Raw genomic sequence first — 13,023 nt, forward strand, 5'->3', positions numbered from 1 at the left:
AAGGTCGTCGTTACTTGTGTCACGTCGTTTTGCTCTTATCTTATCGATCGTCTTCATTTCCGGATTCACGCAAGGTCTGCTGATTCCACTGTTATCTATTTTACTTGAACGCCAAGGAACCCCCGCTTTCATCAACGGTCTCAGCGCTGCCGTTCTCTATATCGGTGTCATCGTCGCCGCTCCTCTCATGGAAGGTCCACTACGACGACGTGGTTATATTCCGGTCATCTCGTTTGGACTCGCTCTTGTTGCAGTAGCAGTTTTCTTATTTCCACTTCTTCCAAGCGTCATTGCTTGGATGATTTTACGGTTCCTCGTCGGATTTGGTGATCAGACGTTACACTATGGATCACAGGTTTGGGTGACGTCCATTACCCCAAATGAACGGTTAGGACGAACGATGTCACTATACGGGATGGCATTCGGTCTCGGTTTTGCTCTCGGTCCTCTTGCGGCACCTCTCGTCGATGTCATCAACTGGCTACCATTCGTGTTGACTGGTACATTGACTGTCATCGTCCTGATCTTGTTATCGCGTATGCCGAACGAAAAACCGTCATCCGTCATGCCGGAGGAGCTGCAAAGCGCCGCCTCACGGTATAAACTTGTCCTATCAACTGCTTGGTTCACGTTACTTCCTGGCTTTACATATGGTTTTCTCGAAGCCACACTGAATGCCAGTTTTCCCGTTTTTGCGACGCGTAACGGGTACGGTCTATCTGAGACGAGTACCTTGATCACGACATTCGTCGTCAGCTCGTTGATCATGCAACTTCCACTTGGACGACTTGCTGATCACTTCGGAAAACGTCGGACGTTAGTAACCGTTCTTTCGATTGGCTCCGTTGCTTTCCTTATCGCTTGCTTCGTCTTCGAACGATACGGTTGGTTATTCGCAATTTTTGCTATTAGCGGGATGGCACTTGGCTCGACGTACTCGCTCGGTGTCGCCTATATGACGGAACAGTTACCGCGACACCTTCTTCCGACGGGCAACTTGCTTGCAGGGATTGCCTTTAGTCTTGGTTCGATCCTTGGACCGATTGCCGGCAGCTTGTTCGTTCTGCTTCCAGCTATGCTTTATTTCAGTCTATTCGTTCTGGTTCTAGCGACACTTGCGTTTCTCTTACGATACGCGAAACGTCACGAATCATCCCGGATCTAAAACAAAGGATCTTGCGCTAATGATGCGCAAGATCCTTTGTTTTATTTCACGATTCCTTCTTGCCGAAAACTCCGCCAGAGCTTATCGTCGATCGCATACGGCTGTTCTTTTGCACGCTTCAGCTCTTCTGTCTCGAGCAGCACGACGACCTCTCGACCGTTGATTGACCACACTGAATCGTAACCTCTCTCCGCCTCGATGATTTCCACATCCACATCTCCATGGGTTTCCTTCAACTGCTGACTGACGCACGTTACGACGAACCGGGCAAACTCATCACGTGGACGACGAGTGGCAATGATCTTTCGAACGATCTCATTCCGTTCCATTCGTTTTCATCTCCTTCCGTTTTATAGTCGCACTAGCCTTTCAGACAAGGCCGAATCGGTCTTCACTTGACCGTACAGAAAAAAGCCGAACGGGTCGGCTTGAGCAACGAACGATTGGGAGTTACTTTGATTGAAACTATTTTTGCACGATTCTGAATCTTCGTCAACCTCGCTTTTGAAACCATACAGGAAGGTACGTCGAGACTAAGATACCACTGACGACGAAGAGTAACCCAAGCAACGCTTGCGGTGGAATCGTCTCGCCGAGAATCAAGGCCGATAAACTGACACCATAGATCGGTACGAAGAACATGAACAACGACACTTTACTGACTGGATTATATTTCATTAGTAAGTTCCAAAGCGTAAATCCAGTCGCTGATAAGAAGGCAAGATACACGAGCATCCAAGCACTTGTCGTTGAAAAGGTGAATGGTGCGACGTGACCATCGAGAATGACTCCTGCGATAAAGAGACCGATTGATCCAATGACCATCGCCCATCCTGTCATCGGCGCCACCGGATAACGTGCTGAGTATTCTTTCGCGATCAAGTTACCGAACGCCCCGGAAACCATTGCCGCAATCAACAGCCCTTCCCCTATACCGAACGAGACACCTTGTCCACCTTGCGGCCAGTTGGCCAAGATGACACCTGTGAATCCAAGGAATAAGGCGAGTCCTTTAAATCGATTCAGTCGATCGTCTTCGTATCGAAAATGAGCAAGTAACATCTGGAAGAACGAAGTCGATCCGGCAATGATTGATCCTTGTACGCCAGTTGACAAAGATAGACCGATATAAAAGAAGACGTACTGCAAGAACGTCAAAAAGAAGCCGAGACGACTATAGGCATAAGTCCGCTCCTTCAGTGTGATCGTCTGTTTGAAGACGAAGACACTGACGACAAGTAATAACACACCTGCTAAAAAGAAACGATAGCTCGCAAACAGCAATTGCTCTCCGTATTCCGAAGATGTGATCTGTAATAAGTCATAACTTTTTTTAATGAAGGGAAATGCACTGCCCCACAAAAAAGTCGTCAGTAACGCAAAGACGACGAGTCCAATCCGATGGGTTAAAATTTTTTGCATCTTTCTAGTTCCTTTCCTGTTCCTTTTCACTGAAGCATGGTATAGTAATTCTACAGATAATAATAATTATAATCTAGAGACAATGAAACTCATTATCAATCAGTTAAACTCATTGATATATCACATTCTCATTCTCTTTTTATAATGATTTCATTTCTCATTTACATTTTGAAAGGAGTTTTAATATGACGACTTCCACTACTACCGATGTTCAACAGCGTTCCGTATTCCGTCATGCTTGGGATGAGCATCACGAATTGATTCTAGCATTGTTTAGCGGAATATTGATTTTAGTTGCTTACGGACTTGAAAAATTCAATGCGGCATCTGCCGTATATGTCACATTGTACTTATCGGCTTATGTAATCGGAGGATATGCGAAAGCGAAGGAAGGATTGACGGAGACGTATCAAGAAAAAACGTTGAATGTTGAATTGTTGATGATTTTAGCAGCTATCGGTGCTGCTGCTATCGGATACTGGATGGAAGGTGCGATCCTTATCTTCATCTTCGCGTTATCCGGTGCTCTTGAGACGTATACGATGAATAAAAACGAACGCGCCCTACAAAGTTTGATGTCTTTACAGCCAGAGGAAGCGACACGCCTGAACGCAAACGGACAACTTGAAGTTGTCGGAATCGAGCAATTATCGATTGGTAACCTCGTCTATGTCCGTCCTGGGGAACGGATTCCGGTTGATGGTGTCATCATTCGTGGTCAAGCGGCGATTGAAGAAGCATCGATTACTGGTGAATCAATCCCAGTTGAAAAACAGACTGGTGATACTGTCTATAATTCGACGGTCAACATGAACGGTGTCTTGACGATTGAGATGACGAAAGCTGCTGACGAGTCGTTGTTTCAAAAGATCATTCATATGGTCCAAAACGCGCAAAGCGAACAGTCTCCATCTGCTCAGTTCATCGAACGTTTCGAAAGCCGTTATGTCAAAATCGTATTGCTTGTCGTTGCACTGATGATGGTCCTCCCTCATTACGTCGTTGGCTGGACATTTGAGACAAGTATTTATCGCGCGATGATTCTTCTCGTCGTCGCCTCACCTTGTGCCCTTGTTGCGTCGATTACACCTGCTGCTTTGTCTGCAATTGCCGCATCTGCGAAAAATGGGGTTCTCTTTAAAGGAGGCGCCCACATCGAAACGCTCGGACAAGTCGACACGATTGTCTTTGATAAAACGGGAACACTGACAACAGGGAAACCCGTCGTCACTGAAAGTCGTTACGCGGAAGGCATGGACGTCCGCGCAGTCCAACAAGCGGTCGCTTCCATCGAAGCGCAGTCGAACCATCCACTCGCACAAGCAATCGTCGATCACTTAAAAACCGAAGTCCGCGAACCATCAACGTTTAAAGATGTGACAGGATACGGGATTGAAGCAACTGTCGATGGTGTCACGTATCGTATCGGTAAACGGGCGTTCCATGATGGTTTAGACGATCCATTCGTCGCGATCGAACAGTCATTGAAAGAGCAAGGGCATACGATCGTTTATGTCAGCAATGGAGCACAGATCGTAGCGCTTTATGCGTTACGTGATACGATTCGTCCGGAAGCCAAAACAGCGATTGCTGCCTTAAATGATCTCGGCATCGCAACGATCATGTTAACTGGTGATAATCCGGTCACGGCAGCTGCCATCTCACGTGAGGCGGGATTGACGGACTTCGTCGCTGAGTGCCTACCGGAAGATAAAGTCCGCTACATCAAACAATACCAAACAGAAGGTCGGACCGTCGCAATGGTCGGTGACGGCATTAACGATGCCCCAGCCCTTGCATTAGCACATGTCGGGATTGCGATGGGTGAAGGAACGGACGCTGCACTCGAGACCGCTGACGTCGTCTTGATGAAAAATGACTTAGGTCGTCTTGCCTATGCTGTGCATAAAGCCCGGAAGATGAACCGGATCCTCAAACAAAACATCACGCTTGCGATCGGTGTCATCCTCCTATTGATCGCATCGAATTTGTCCCAGTTCCTCATCATGCCGTTCGCCGTCGTTGGACACGAAGGATCAACGATTCTCGTCATCCTGAACGGTTTACGCCTTCTTCAACAGGATGCTTTACCAAGTCTTCCACAGCGTTCATCTGAAAAACGATTAGCTGCTTAACCATCAAAAAAGCCTGACCGCCACATGGCAGTCAGGCTTTTTTGTACCTTCATCCGAACGTATTCGTCGGAATGGCATCAAGTTCAGCTTGTTCCTTCAAGCGCTTTTCTTCCATTTTCTTCGGATCCGCTTTTTTCATGAACCGTTCCCATGATGCGTTCAATTCAGAACCGAGTAAAATGATCAGCCCTGTGAAGTAGAGCCATAGTAACAAGATGACGACACTACCGAGCGAACCGTACGTTTGATTGTAATTCGAGAAGTTCGAGACGTAAAATCCGAATCCAACCGATAATAATTGCCAGACGATGACACCAAAAACGGCTCCTGGAATTGCTTCTTTGAATGTAATCGGGCGCTTTGGTGCGACGCGGTAAAAAATCGACAGGATACCAATCAATAGAATCGTCGACACGACATATCGTAAGACCGTCAGTAGGATTTTTTGCCCCATATCAATCGGCAACACGAAATTGGCAAGATACGTGATGATCGGACCACCGAGAACATTCAAGACGATCAGCAGCAACATCCCGATTCCGAGTACGATCGTGAGCAATAAGGCAATCCCACGTGCTGCGACAAAACCACGGGGCGAGAAGTCACCATAGGCATGGTTCGCCGTCGTGATCAAACGATCGACTCCTTTTGAAGCGGACCAGACAGCAAGAATCGCACCAACCGATAACAGACCACCCTGCGGTTCTTTGATGGCTTGGAAAATTGTATCCGTGAACGTATTGACGGCTCCGCCTGGCGCTAGGTCCCGGATTTGTGACTCGAGTGTCTGACGATCGATGTCAAAGAATGATAAGACCGAAATGACGAAAATGATTCCTGGGAAAATGGATAAAAACCAGTAATAAGCGAGTGTCCCTGCATAATCCGTGATGTTATGATCGGACATTCGCTGCTTTAAGTTCAGGGCAAGCCCTTTTGGATCGCGTGAATGCGCCATCGTCATCTCTCCTTCATGAAAAAGAGGCAGTCGAAGACCACCTCATTGTTTTAATATACTTTTCCCATTTTATTTCAACTAAAACCTCATTCGTTTTCAGAAAGGATTAATTCATAGAATGGTTCTGTCATTTCTGCCAGCTGTTTGGCAAGTGACGGTGGACGAATCGGTAACGAAGGTAGCTCCGAACGCTTGATCCAGACCGGTGTATAACCCGATCCTTCCTCTTCGAACTCTTCACCCGTACCGGTGCCAAAGCGACCCCCAATTGTTTTCGCCCAAAAATAAGGATTGTCGAATCCATTAAAACGGACGATGGCGGCAATACCGGTCAACTCCACATCGATTCCAAGTTCTTCATGTGCTTCACGAATCGCTGTTTCTTCTAACGATTCTCCGTTATCTTTCCCACCGCCTGGAAAGACATAATACGTTTCGTTCGGTTTATCCCGTCGGATCAACGCAATTTCATCCTGTTCGTTTCGTAAAATGATTGCACTTCGTTGAATCGGCATGACGCCACCTCCCCTTTTATCATTTCTACTTATCGAAGAGCATCCAGCATTTCAGGAACGAGTCCATTTTCTGTCGAAGCGATGACTTCCGCTGCAACCTTCATGCCAAGCTTCAAGGCTTCTTCTGCCGGTCTCTCTTGTGTCAATTCAGACAAGACAGCAGAGAAGAATGAGTCGCCTGCTCCCGTTGAGTCAACGACCTTCACTTTTTTCGTTCCGACGTGACCTGATGTCGCTGTACGACGATCAACGTAGACCGCCCCGAGTTCACTCATCGTCACGACCGTGAATGGAGCACCTTTTTTCGCTAGCTCATTTGCTACATGAATCGCATCTTCGACCGTCACGATCGACAGATCAGACAGAATTTCCGCCTCTTCTCGGCTACAAATGAATCCAGTGAACCCTTGTAGCAGATGACGATTTCGTTCGATGACGCTCAAGTGACCACAAACACCAAACAATGGCAACTCCATTTTACGGCATAGATGAATCAAACGTTCTAAGACCGTAACGGATAAATCAAGATCGATCGCAACGGCATCGACCCCATCGAGTGCATAGATTGATTGACGTAAAATCGCCTCTTCGAGCAACTTCGCATCTGGTTGTTTCGAGATCGATGTTTGCAAGTCACCTTCGTTATCCATGACAGCTAGCCACATGCCCATTCCATGATCTTCTAACATTTCGACGTGATCCACATTTGCACCGTAAGATTTCAGCTCATCGAGCACTCCCACGCCAATCTGATCATTCGTAACCGTCGAGATAAAGCGAACTTCATTCCCGAGGACGGCTAGATTTTGTGCTACATTGCGTCCTGTTCCTCCATTTGAAAACGTGATGTCTCCTACGTTTTTCGCATCCTTATGCAAAGGAGCGAACGAAGTTCCTTTTATGTCGACGAATACTTTTCCGATTACCGCGATTTTATTCATTTCAGTTCCACCTCTAACCATATTTCCTGATTTCCGACCTTGTTTGATCTTTCAGGCACATTGCTTCAATTATAGTAAAATTTTAAATCAGTGACAACCGAAGTACTTTTTTTCTAACTGTTCGCTATCTTCACGTAAAAAAAACAGCAAGCGAATCGCCTGCTGCTCCAAAGAATCAGATATTCGCAATCACGAGACTGATTGCGAGTAAGAGTCCGAAAATCGTGTTCACTTTACCGGTCTGTGCCATGCCAGGCATCAGCTTTTCCGGTGGTAAGTCTTCCCAGAAGAGACGGACCGCTTTGATCATGAGCGGAATACTCAATAACGCGAGTAACGCAAACCATGAGACTTCAAATGCGAGTACGGCAATAATGAGAGACAGGACAGCCGCCGCAAAAAATCCGATCAAGACGTACACGGCACGGCGATGTCCGACGAGACAGGCAATCGTTTTTCGTCCGTTGACCTTATCATTATCCAAGTCACGAATGTTATTCGCAAGTAGGATCGAACCAATCAAGATGGCGACTGGTACCGAAATCGCAACGGCTTCTGTCGGAACATAACCAATTTGTAAGTACGCAGAAATCGCGATGATGATATATCCCATGAAAAAGCCTGCAACGACTTCTCCAAACGGTGTATAGGCAATCGGAAGTGGTCCTCCTGTATAGATATATCCGACGAACATCGAAATGAGTCCTACGACAAGTAACCACCACGATGTCTCGATACACAGATACACACCGAGTAATGCCGAGATGCCATACAATGTAAGTGCGAACGCTAGGATCGTTCCCGGCTTGAATCCGTCACGAACGATCGATCCACCGATTCCGACCGACTCCTCCGTATCTAAACCACGTTTGTAATCGTAGTATTCATTGAACAGATTCGTTGCGATTTGAATCAACATCGATGCGATCAACATCGCCACGAACAAATCCAAGCGTATCGATTCCACGCGTGGTGCGACAACTGCCGTACCGACGACGACCGGAACAAAACTTGCTGTTAATGTATGCGGTCGTGTCATTCGCCAATAGACAGCGATTGATTTATTCATATAATAACCCCTTTCCTGTCTAAGTGTATCGGGTTTCGTTTTTTGCTGTCAATGTTCAATCCGAGATAGCTTATTCCTTCTTTTTTGTCCGCAAAAAGTTTACACTTAGATTAAGTGAAACATATCACAGTATCTATAGACTAGGGGGCAATGAGCGGTATGGCTTACGCTCAACAAGAGCTAAAACAGTGTATCGAACAGGCCGTCAGTCAGGCGAACGCCTCACAACGACCTATACTCGCTTCGTATTCATGGGAAATCGAAGCAACTGACATGCGTTCCCTCGAACAGGGTATCGAGGAACGATTTTATTTCGCGACACCTGATCGCTCGATGCGGGCCATCGGGTTTGGCATCGTACAACAACTTCAGGCTTCAGGAACGGATCGTTTTTTACGAATTCAATCGCAATGGGCAAACTTGAATCGCGATCATGTCGGTCATGATTTATTTGCGTTCAGCGGATTTTCGTTTACCGAACTTAAACAACCGGATTATCGTTGGTCTTCCTTCAGAGACGCTTCGATGACGATTCCGAAGTTTTTATTTCTAGAACAAGATGGCAAGACACGTGTGACGATTTTTGCTCGCGTCGAGCCAATGGATCAAGTCGATTCTATCTTAAATGAACTCTCACTCGATTTCGCCAAAGTCAATCAACCGCAACCATCGACTGCGGCAGGCGTCACGCGCTTACGACTATCGCGAGATGGGAATGAAGCCTTTGAAGCTTCGTTCCATCAAGCTATGCACTACTTGGAGACGACACTTGAAAAAATCGTCCTGGCGCGCGAAGTCGTCTATGAGCTGGATCGTCCACTCGACGTAGCCGCTGTCGTCGCTGAACTCGAAGATACGCAGCCCGGCAGCTACGTCTTCTGTTTCCAACCAAATCCGGAAGAAGCCTTTATCGGCGCTACACCGGAACGACTCGTCTTAAAACGTGGACGTCGTCTTGAAACGGCAGCCGTCGCTGGTTCTGCACCACGCCACGCAACGGATGAGATGGACGAAGCACTCGGTCAATCGTTATTACAAGATCAAAAGAATCGGGTGGAGCACGGAATCGTCGCGGATTCGATCGAACGGACATTATCTGTTTTTTCAGAGGAACTGGATTGTCCGGATACGCCGATTCTCTTGAAGAATCGCCATATCCAACATCTTTATACACCGATCACAGCTCATTTAAAAGAAGATGTGACGTTATTCCAATTGATCGAAAAACTGCATCCGACACCTGCGCTTGGGGGCGAACCCAAGCAGTTAGCAGTCGATGCCATCCAAGAAATCGAGACGTTTGAACGAGGATGGTACGGTTCACCTGTTGGTTGGATGAACGGACAGGATGACGGGGAATTCATCGTTGCCATTCGATCTGGATTGTTTACAGAACGGGCGGTCATTCTTTATGCCGGTTGCGGTCTCGTCGAAGGCTCTCATCTCGATAGTGAACTGGCAGAGACGGAAACTAAACTATCACCGATGTTACAAGCACTTGGACACGTCGGTTCGATTGAAAAGGATGATATTTATGTTGACTAAGTGGATGCACATGTTAATCGATACGCTCGTCGCTTCTGGTGTCCGGGACTTCGTCATCAGTCCCGGTTCCCGTTCGACACCACTTGCTATTGCTGCTTTTCTGCATCCTTCTAGCCGTACCCACGTCCTTGTTGACGAACGGTCGGCTAGTTTTTTTGCTTTAGGTCTAACACGGACGGAAGAACGTGTTCGTCCCGTTGCGTTGATTTGTACAAGCGGTACCGCTGCGACGAACTATTATTCAGCAGTGACCGAAGCGAATATTTTTGAACTTCCGTTGATCGTCTTGACCGCCGATCGACCACATGAATTACGGAATGTCGGTGCGCCACAAGCCATTGATCAGATCGGTCTGTACGGGAAGCAGGTTCGGCATGCGTTTGATCTTCCGTTAGCAGAAGAAGCGAGCCTTCCTTACGTCGCTCATGTCGCACAACGTGCAACCCTACTCTCTCTGACGGAACCAGCAGGCCCGGTTCAAATCAATGTTCCGTTACGTGAACCCCTCGTGCCGGAACTCGATCTCTTACGGACAGGACGTCCGGTCGGTGTTTTACCTGAACCGACACCGGGAGTAAACAACGCTTTAGCGACCGCACTGCAAGAAGAGCGTCTTCTTTTTGTACTTGGACCACAACTCACTGCGGTGGACAGTCAGGTTGTCATCTCGTATGCGAAACAAGCAGGGATTCCGGTGTTAGCGGATCCACTCAGTCAAGGACGACAATCGCATGATGCTCACGTTTTTGCCTATTACGATACATGGCTCAAACATCCAGCTACCGCACAGCACGTCCGACCAGATCGAATCATTCGTTTCGGTGCCATGCCGACGTCAAAACCTTATCTGCTTTGGTCTCGGGATATTCCGACGACGGTCGTCGGTCATCCAGGAAACTGGCGCGATCCACAGCTTCATTCGGATTTCGTGATTGGTCACGCGCGACAACTCGCGCATCATGAATCTGTTCCGCACGACCCTAAGTACCTCGAACTGTTGCAACAGGCGGAGCGACGCGTCGCCGATGCTTTTGCGACAATTGATCAAGAAGAAATGACAGAGTATAACGTCGTCCGTGCGTTGACGACGTTACAAGACGGAAGTCTATTCGTTTCGAACAGTATGCCGATTCGGGACGTCGATACGTTCCTGCCGACAGGAACACCCCTTCGTCTACTCGCGAACCGAGGTGCGAACGGGATCGACGGGATTCTTTCCAGTGCGCTCGGAGCAACGTTTGATGCCACACATCGCTACTTACTCGTCGGCGACTTGGCGTTCATTCACGATATCAATGGGCTGATGACAGCACGCACACTTCCGTTAACGATCATTCTCGTCAACAATGCGGGTGGCGGCATCTTTAGCTTTTTACCACAGCAACAACTCGATCAAGATGTTTTCGAACCACTCTTCGGTACACCGCAGCATCTCGACTTCGCTTCCCTCGCTTCCGGATACGGCGTAACCTATCAGGCGATTGATTCAATCGCCGCGTTACGTCAAGCACTTGCGGAAGAGACGAACGTCACTCGGATTCTTGAAGTCAAGACGACACGAACAGAAAACGTACAGATGCACCGTTCGATCTGGGACGTGACAAATCAAGCGTTAGCCGAGGTATTCCAATGATTTTGCGTGGGCATACGTATCATGTGAAAATCGAGGGATCTGGTCCACCGCTCCTATTGCTTCATGGTTTTACAGGCTCCCTCTCAACGTGGGACATGCTAAGTGAGCATCTATCGCCTCACTTCACCGTCTATCGCCTCGATTTGATGGGACATGGAAAAACGACACCGGCGTCTGAGCAACGAATGCGTTTGACGCAACAGGTCAAGGATCTCGAGGCACTGCTCGCTATGCGATCCGAGCCATGGATCGTCCTCGGATATTCGATGGGTGGACGAATCGCTTTAATGCTGAGCGTCGTCTCTGAGCAAATCGCTCGGACAATCGCTGTTAGTACGACACCGGGTATCCAGACGGCAATCGAGCGAAAAGTACGTCGTACATCGGATCGATTGCTTGCGGAGCGACTCGAAAAAGGCGGACTCGAAGCTTTCATCGATTACTGGGAGACACTTGGACTATTTAAACCCCAAGCCCTTCTCCCGGAATCGCAACGTACGCGACTGCGTCAGGAGCGCCTGTCCCAAACGGTGGAAGGTCTGAGTGCTTCGTTACGTGCACAAGGTACAGGAAGCATGCCATCCCTATGGTCATGCCTTCCGAAAGAGATTGATTGGATCGTCGGGGCAGAGGATGAAAAATTCCGTGCCATCGCTTTGCGCGCGGCATCACCTGAAAAAATTCACGTGATTTTGCATGCTTCGCACGCCCCACATATCGACCAACCGCAAAAGTTTGTTACAATGGTAGAGAATCTACTTATTCATCACTAACATATTGGGGGAATTCACATGAAATATGCTCCGGAATGGGTATCAGCCCGCAGCTATGAAGACATCAAATATGAACAATGGAACGGGATCGCGAAAATCACGATCAACCGTCCTGAAGTTCGCAATGCGTTCCGACCACACACGGTCCACGAACTCATCGACGCATTTTCACGTGCACGTGACGATCAAAATGTCGGCGTCATCATCTTAACAGGTGAAGGCGATCTCGCATTCTGTTCTGGCGGAGATCAAAAGGTACGTGGACATGGTGGATATGTCGGTGACGATGAAATTCCACGATTGAACGTTCTTGATCTTCAACGTTTGATTCGTGTCATTCCAAAACCAGTCATCGCTATGGTCGCAGGTTATGCGATTGGCGGCGGACACGTCCTTCACCTCGTGTGTGACTTGACGATCGCTGCAGACAACGCCCGCTTCGGACAAACTGGTCCAAAAGTTGGTTCATTCGATGCTGGATATGGCTCTGGTTACCTCGCACGCGTTGTTGGACACAAGAAAGCGCGTGAAATCTGGTACCTCTGCCGTCAATATGACGCACAGCAAGCACTTGATATGGGACTCGTCAACACGGTCGTCCCACTCGCAGATCTCGAGCAAGAAACGATTCAATGGTGTGCTGAAATCCTTCAACATTCACCAACGGCTCTTCGTTTCCTTAAAGCGGCATTCAATGCTGATTCAGATGGTCTTGCAGGGATTCAGCAACTCGCAGGAGATGCAACATTGTTGTACTACACAACGGACGAAGCAAAAGAAGGACGCGATGCGTTCAAAGAAAAACGCAACCCGGACTTCGGACAGTTCCCGCGTTTCCCATAATGAAAAAAAGGTTCAATCGTCTTA

The 13,023-nt window shown here is 47.9% G+C and carries 11 protein-coding genes and 1 pseudogene; 6 read left to right on the forward strand and 6 right to left on the reverse strand.

Features of this window, described 5'->3' with window-relative positions; translation table 11 throughout:
* Positions 1–10: 10 nt before the first annotated feature.
* A pseudogene (locus KNQ03_RS14245) lies at positions 11–1,165 on the forward strand (MFS transporter); the annotation flags it as partial.
* Between the two features lie 41 nt (positions 1,166–1,206).
* Here the strand turns inward: KNQ03_RS14245 and KNQ03_RS14250 are convergent.
* Together KNQ03_RS14250 and KNQ03_RS14255 are read right to left on the reverse strand one after the other, a co-directional pair.
* On the reverse strand, positions 1,207–1,494 hold the full coding sequence (locus tag KNQ03_RS14250) for a hypothetical protein (protein WP_023467290.1): 288 nt from the start codon (positions 1,492–1,494) through the stop codon (positions 1,207–1,209).
* 163 nt (positions 1,495–1,657) lie between these two features.
* Positions 1,658–2,587, reverse strand: a complete 930-nt coding sequence (locus KNQ03_RS14255) for a DMT family transporter (protein WP_050677392.1) — start codon at positions 2,585–2,587, stop codon at positions 1,658–1,660.
* 185 nt (positions 2,588–2,772) lie between these two features.
* On the opposite strand from KNQ03_RS14255, the gene KNQ03_RS14260 reads away from it, so the two are divergent.
* A complete protein-coding gene (locus KNQ03_RS14260; protein WP_214725270.1) occupies positions 2,773–4,722 on the forward strand; it encodes a heavy metal translocating P-type ATPase in 1,950 nt (649 codons plus the stop codon).
* A 49-nt stretch (positions 4,723–4,771) separates the two neighbouring features.
* Here KNQ03_RS14260 and KNQ03_RS14265 read toward each other — a convergent pair whose 3' ends face one another.
* The 4 genes from KNQ03_RS14265 to KNQ03_RS14280 all read right to left on the reverse strand — a co-directional run bounded on the left by KNQ03_RS14265 (position 4,772) and on the right by KNQ03_RS14280 (position 8,205).
* Positions 4,772–5,680 carry a YihY/virulence factor BrkB family protein gene (locus tag KNQ03_RS14265; protein WP_174316027.1) on the reverse strand — a complete coding sequence of 303 codons (909 nt, stop codon included), beginning with the start codon at positions 5,678–5,680 and terminating at the stop codon, positions 4,772–4,774.
* 86 nt (positions 5,681–5,766) lie between these two features.
* A complete protein-coding gene (locus KNQ03_RS14270; protein WP_058704970.1) occupies positions 5,767–6,195 on the reverse strand; it encodes an NUDIX hydrolase in 429 nt (142 codons plus the stop codon).
* A 29-nt stretch (positions 6,196–6,224) separates the two neighbouring features.
* Entirely contained in the window at positions 6,225–7,136 is a 912-nt protein-coding gene (locus KNQ03_RS14275) for a guanosine-inosine kinase (protein WP_149426878.1), read from the reverse strand.
* A gap of 175 nt (positions 7,137–7,311) precedes the next feature.
* Positions 7,312–8,205, reverse strand: a complete 894-nt coding sequence (locus KNQ03_RS14280) for a 1,4-dihydroxy-2-naphthoate polyprenyltransferase (RefSeq protein WP_029340886.1) — start codon at positions 8,203–8,205, stop codon at positions 7,312–7,314.
* Positions 8,206–8,364: 159 nt separating this feature from the next.
* Here KNQ03_RS14280 and KNQ03_RS14285 point away from each other — a divergent pair, with 159 nt between their 5' ends.
* Genes KNQ03_RS14285 through menB form a run of 4 tightly spaced genes read left to right on the forward strand, consistent with a single transcriptional unit; the run spans position 8,365 to position 12,999 of the window.
* Positions 8,365–9,750, forward strand: coding sequence for an isochorismate synthase (locus KNQ03_RS14285; RefSeq protein WP_214725272.1), 1,386 nt, complete (start codon positions 8,365–8,367; stop codon positions 9,748–9,750).
* A 10-nt stretch (positions 9,751–9,760) separates the two neighbouring features.
* A complete protein-coding gene (gene menD / locus KNQ03_RS14290; RefSeq protein WP_251140327.1) occupies positions 9,761–11,383 on the forward strand; it encodes a 2-succinyl-5-enolpyruvyl-6-hydroxy-3-cyclohexene-1-carboxylic-acid synthase in 1,623 nt (540 codons plus the stop codon).
* On the forward strand, positions 11,380–12,156 hold the full coding sequence (menH, locus tag KNQ03_RS14295) for a 2-succinyl-6-hydroxy-2,4-cyclohexadiene-1-carboxylate synthase (protein WP_214725276.1): 777 nt from the start codon (positions 11,380–11,382) through the stop codon (positions 12,154–12,156). The genes menD and menH overlap by 4 nt, the downstream gene beginning before the upstream one ends.
* Positions 12,157–12,174: 18 nt before the next feature.
* The gene (gene menB, locus KNQ03_RS14300) at positions 12,175–12,999 is read left to right on the forward strand and encodes a 1,4-dihydroxy-2-naphthoyl-CoA synthase (RefSeq protein ID WP_023469886.1); all 825 of its coding nucleotides are present in this window, start codon (positions 12,175–12,177) and stop codon (positions 12,997–12,999) included.
* Positions 13,000–13,023 lie beyond the last annotated feature (24 nt).

Source organism: Exiguobacterium sp. s143, from assembly GCF_018618895.1.
Taxonomy (GTDB): domain Bacteria; phylum Bacillota; class Bacilli; order Exiguobacteriales; family Exiguobacteriaceae; genus Exiguobacterium_A; species Exiguobacterium_A abrahamii.

What these genes read in the sequence shown, in the direction of transcription:
- KNQ03_RS14250 (WP_023467290.1), bottom strand. Translation starts at nt 1,494, where the DNA reads ATGGAACGGAATGAGATCGTTCGAAAGATCATTGCCACTCGTCGTCCA.
- KNQ03_RS14255 (WP_050677392.1), bottom strand. Translation starts at nt 2,587, where the DNA reads ATGCAAAAAATTTTAACCCATCGGATTGGACTCGTCGTCTTTGCGTTA.
- KNQ03_RS14260 (WP_214725270.1), top strand. Translation starts at nt 2,773, where the DNA reads ATGACGACTTCCACTACTACCGATGTTCAACAGCGTTCCGTATTCCGT.
- KNQ03_RS14265 (WP_174316027.1), bottom strand. Translation starts at nt 5,680, where the DNA reads ATGGCGCATTCACGCGATCCAAAAGGGCTTGCCCTGAACTTAAAGCAG.
- KNQ03_RS14270 (WP_058704970.1), bottom strand. Translation starts at nt 6,195, where the DNA reads ATGCCGATTCAACGAAGTGCAATCATTTTACGAAACGAACAGGATGAA.
- KNQ03_RS14275 (WP_149426878.1), bottom strand. Translation starts at nt 7,136, where the DNA reads ATGAATAAAATCGCGGTAATCGGAAAAGTATTCGTCGACATAAAAGGA.
- KNQ03_RS14280 (WP_029340886.1), bottom strand. Translation starts at nt 8,205, where the DNA reads ATGAATAAATCAATCGCTGTCTATTGGCGAATGACACGACCGCATACA.
- KNQ03_RS14285 (WP_214725272.1), top strand. Translation starts at nt 8,365, where the DNA reads ATGGCTTACGCTCAACAAGAGCTAAAACAGTGTATCGAACAGGCCGTC.
- menD (WP_251140327.1), top strand. Translation starts at nt 9,761, where the DNA reads ATGTTAATCGATACGCTCGTCGCTTCTGGTGTCCGGGACTTCGTCATC.
- menH (WP_214725276.1), top strand. Translation starts at nt 11,380, where the DNA reads ATGATTTTGCGTGGGCATACGTATCATGTGAAAATCGAGGGATCTGGT.
- menB (WP_023469886.1), top strand. Translation starts at nt 12,175, where the DNA reads ATGAAATATGCTCCGGAATGGGTATCAGCCCGCAGCTATGAAGACATC.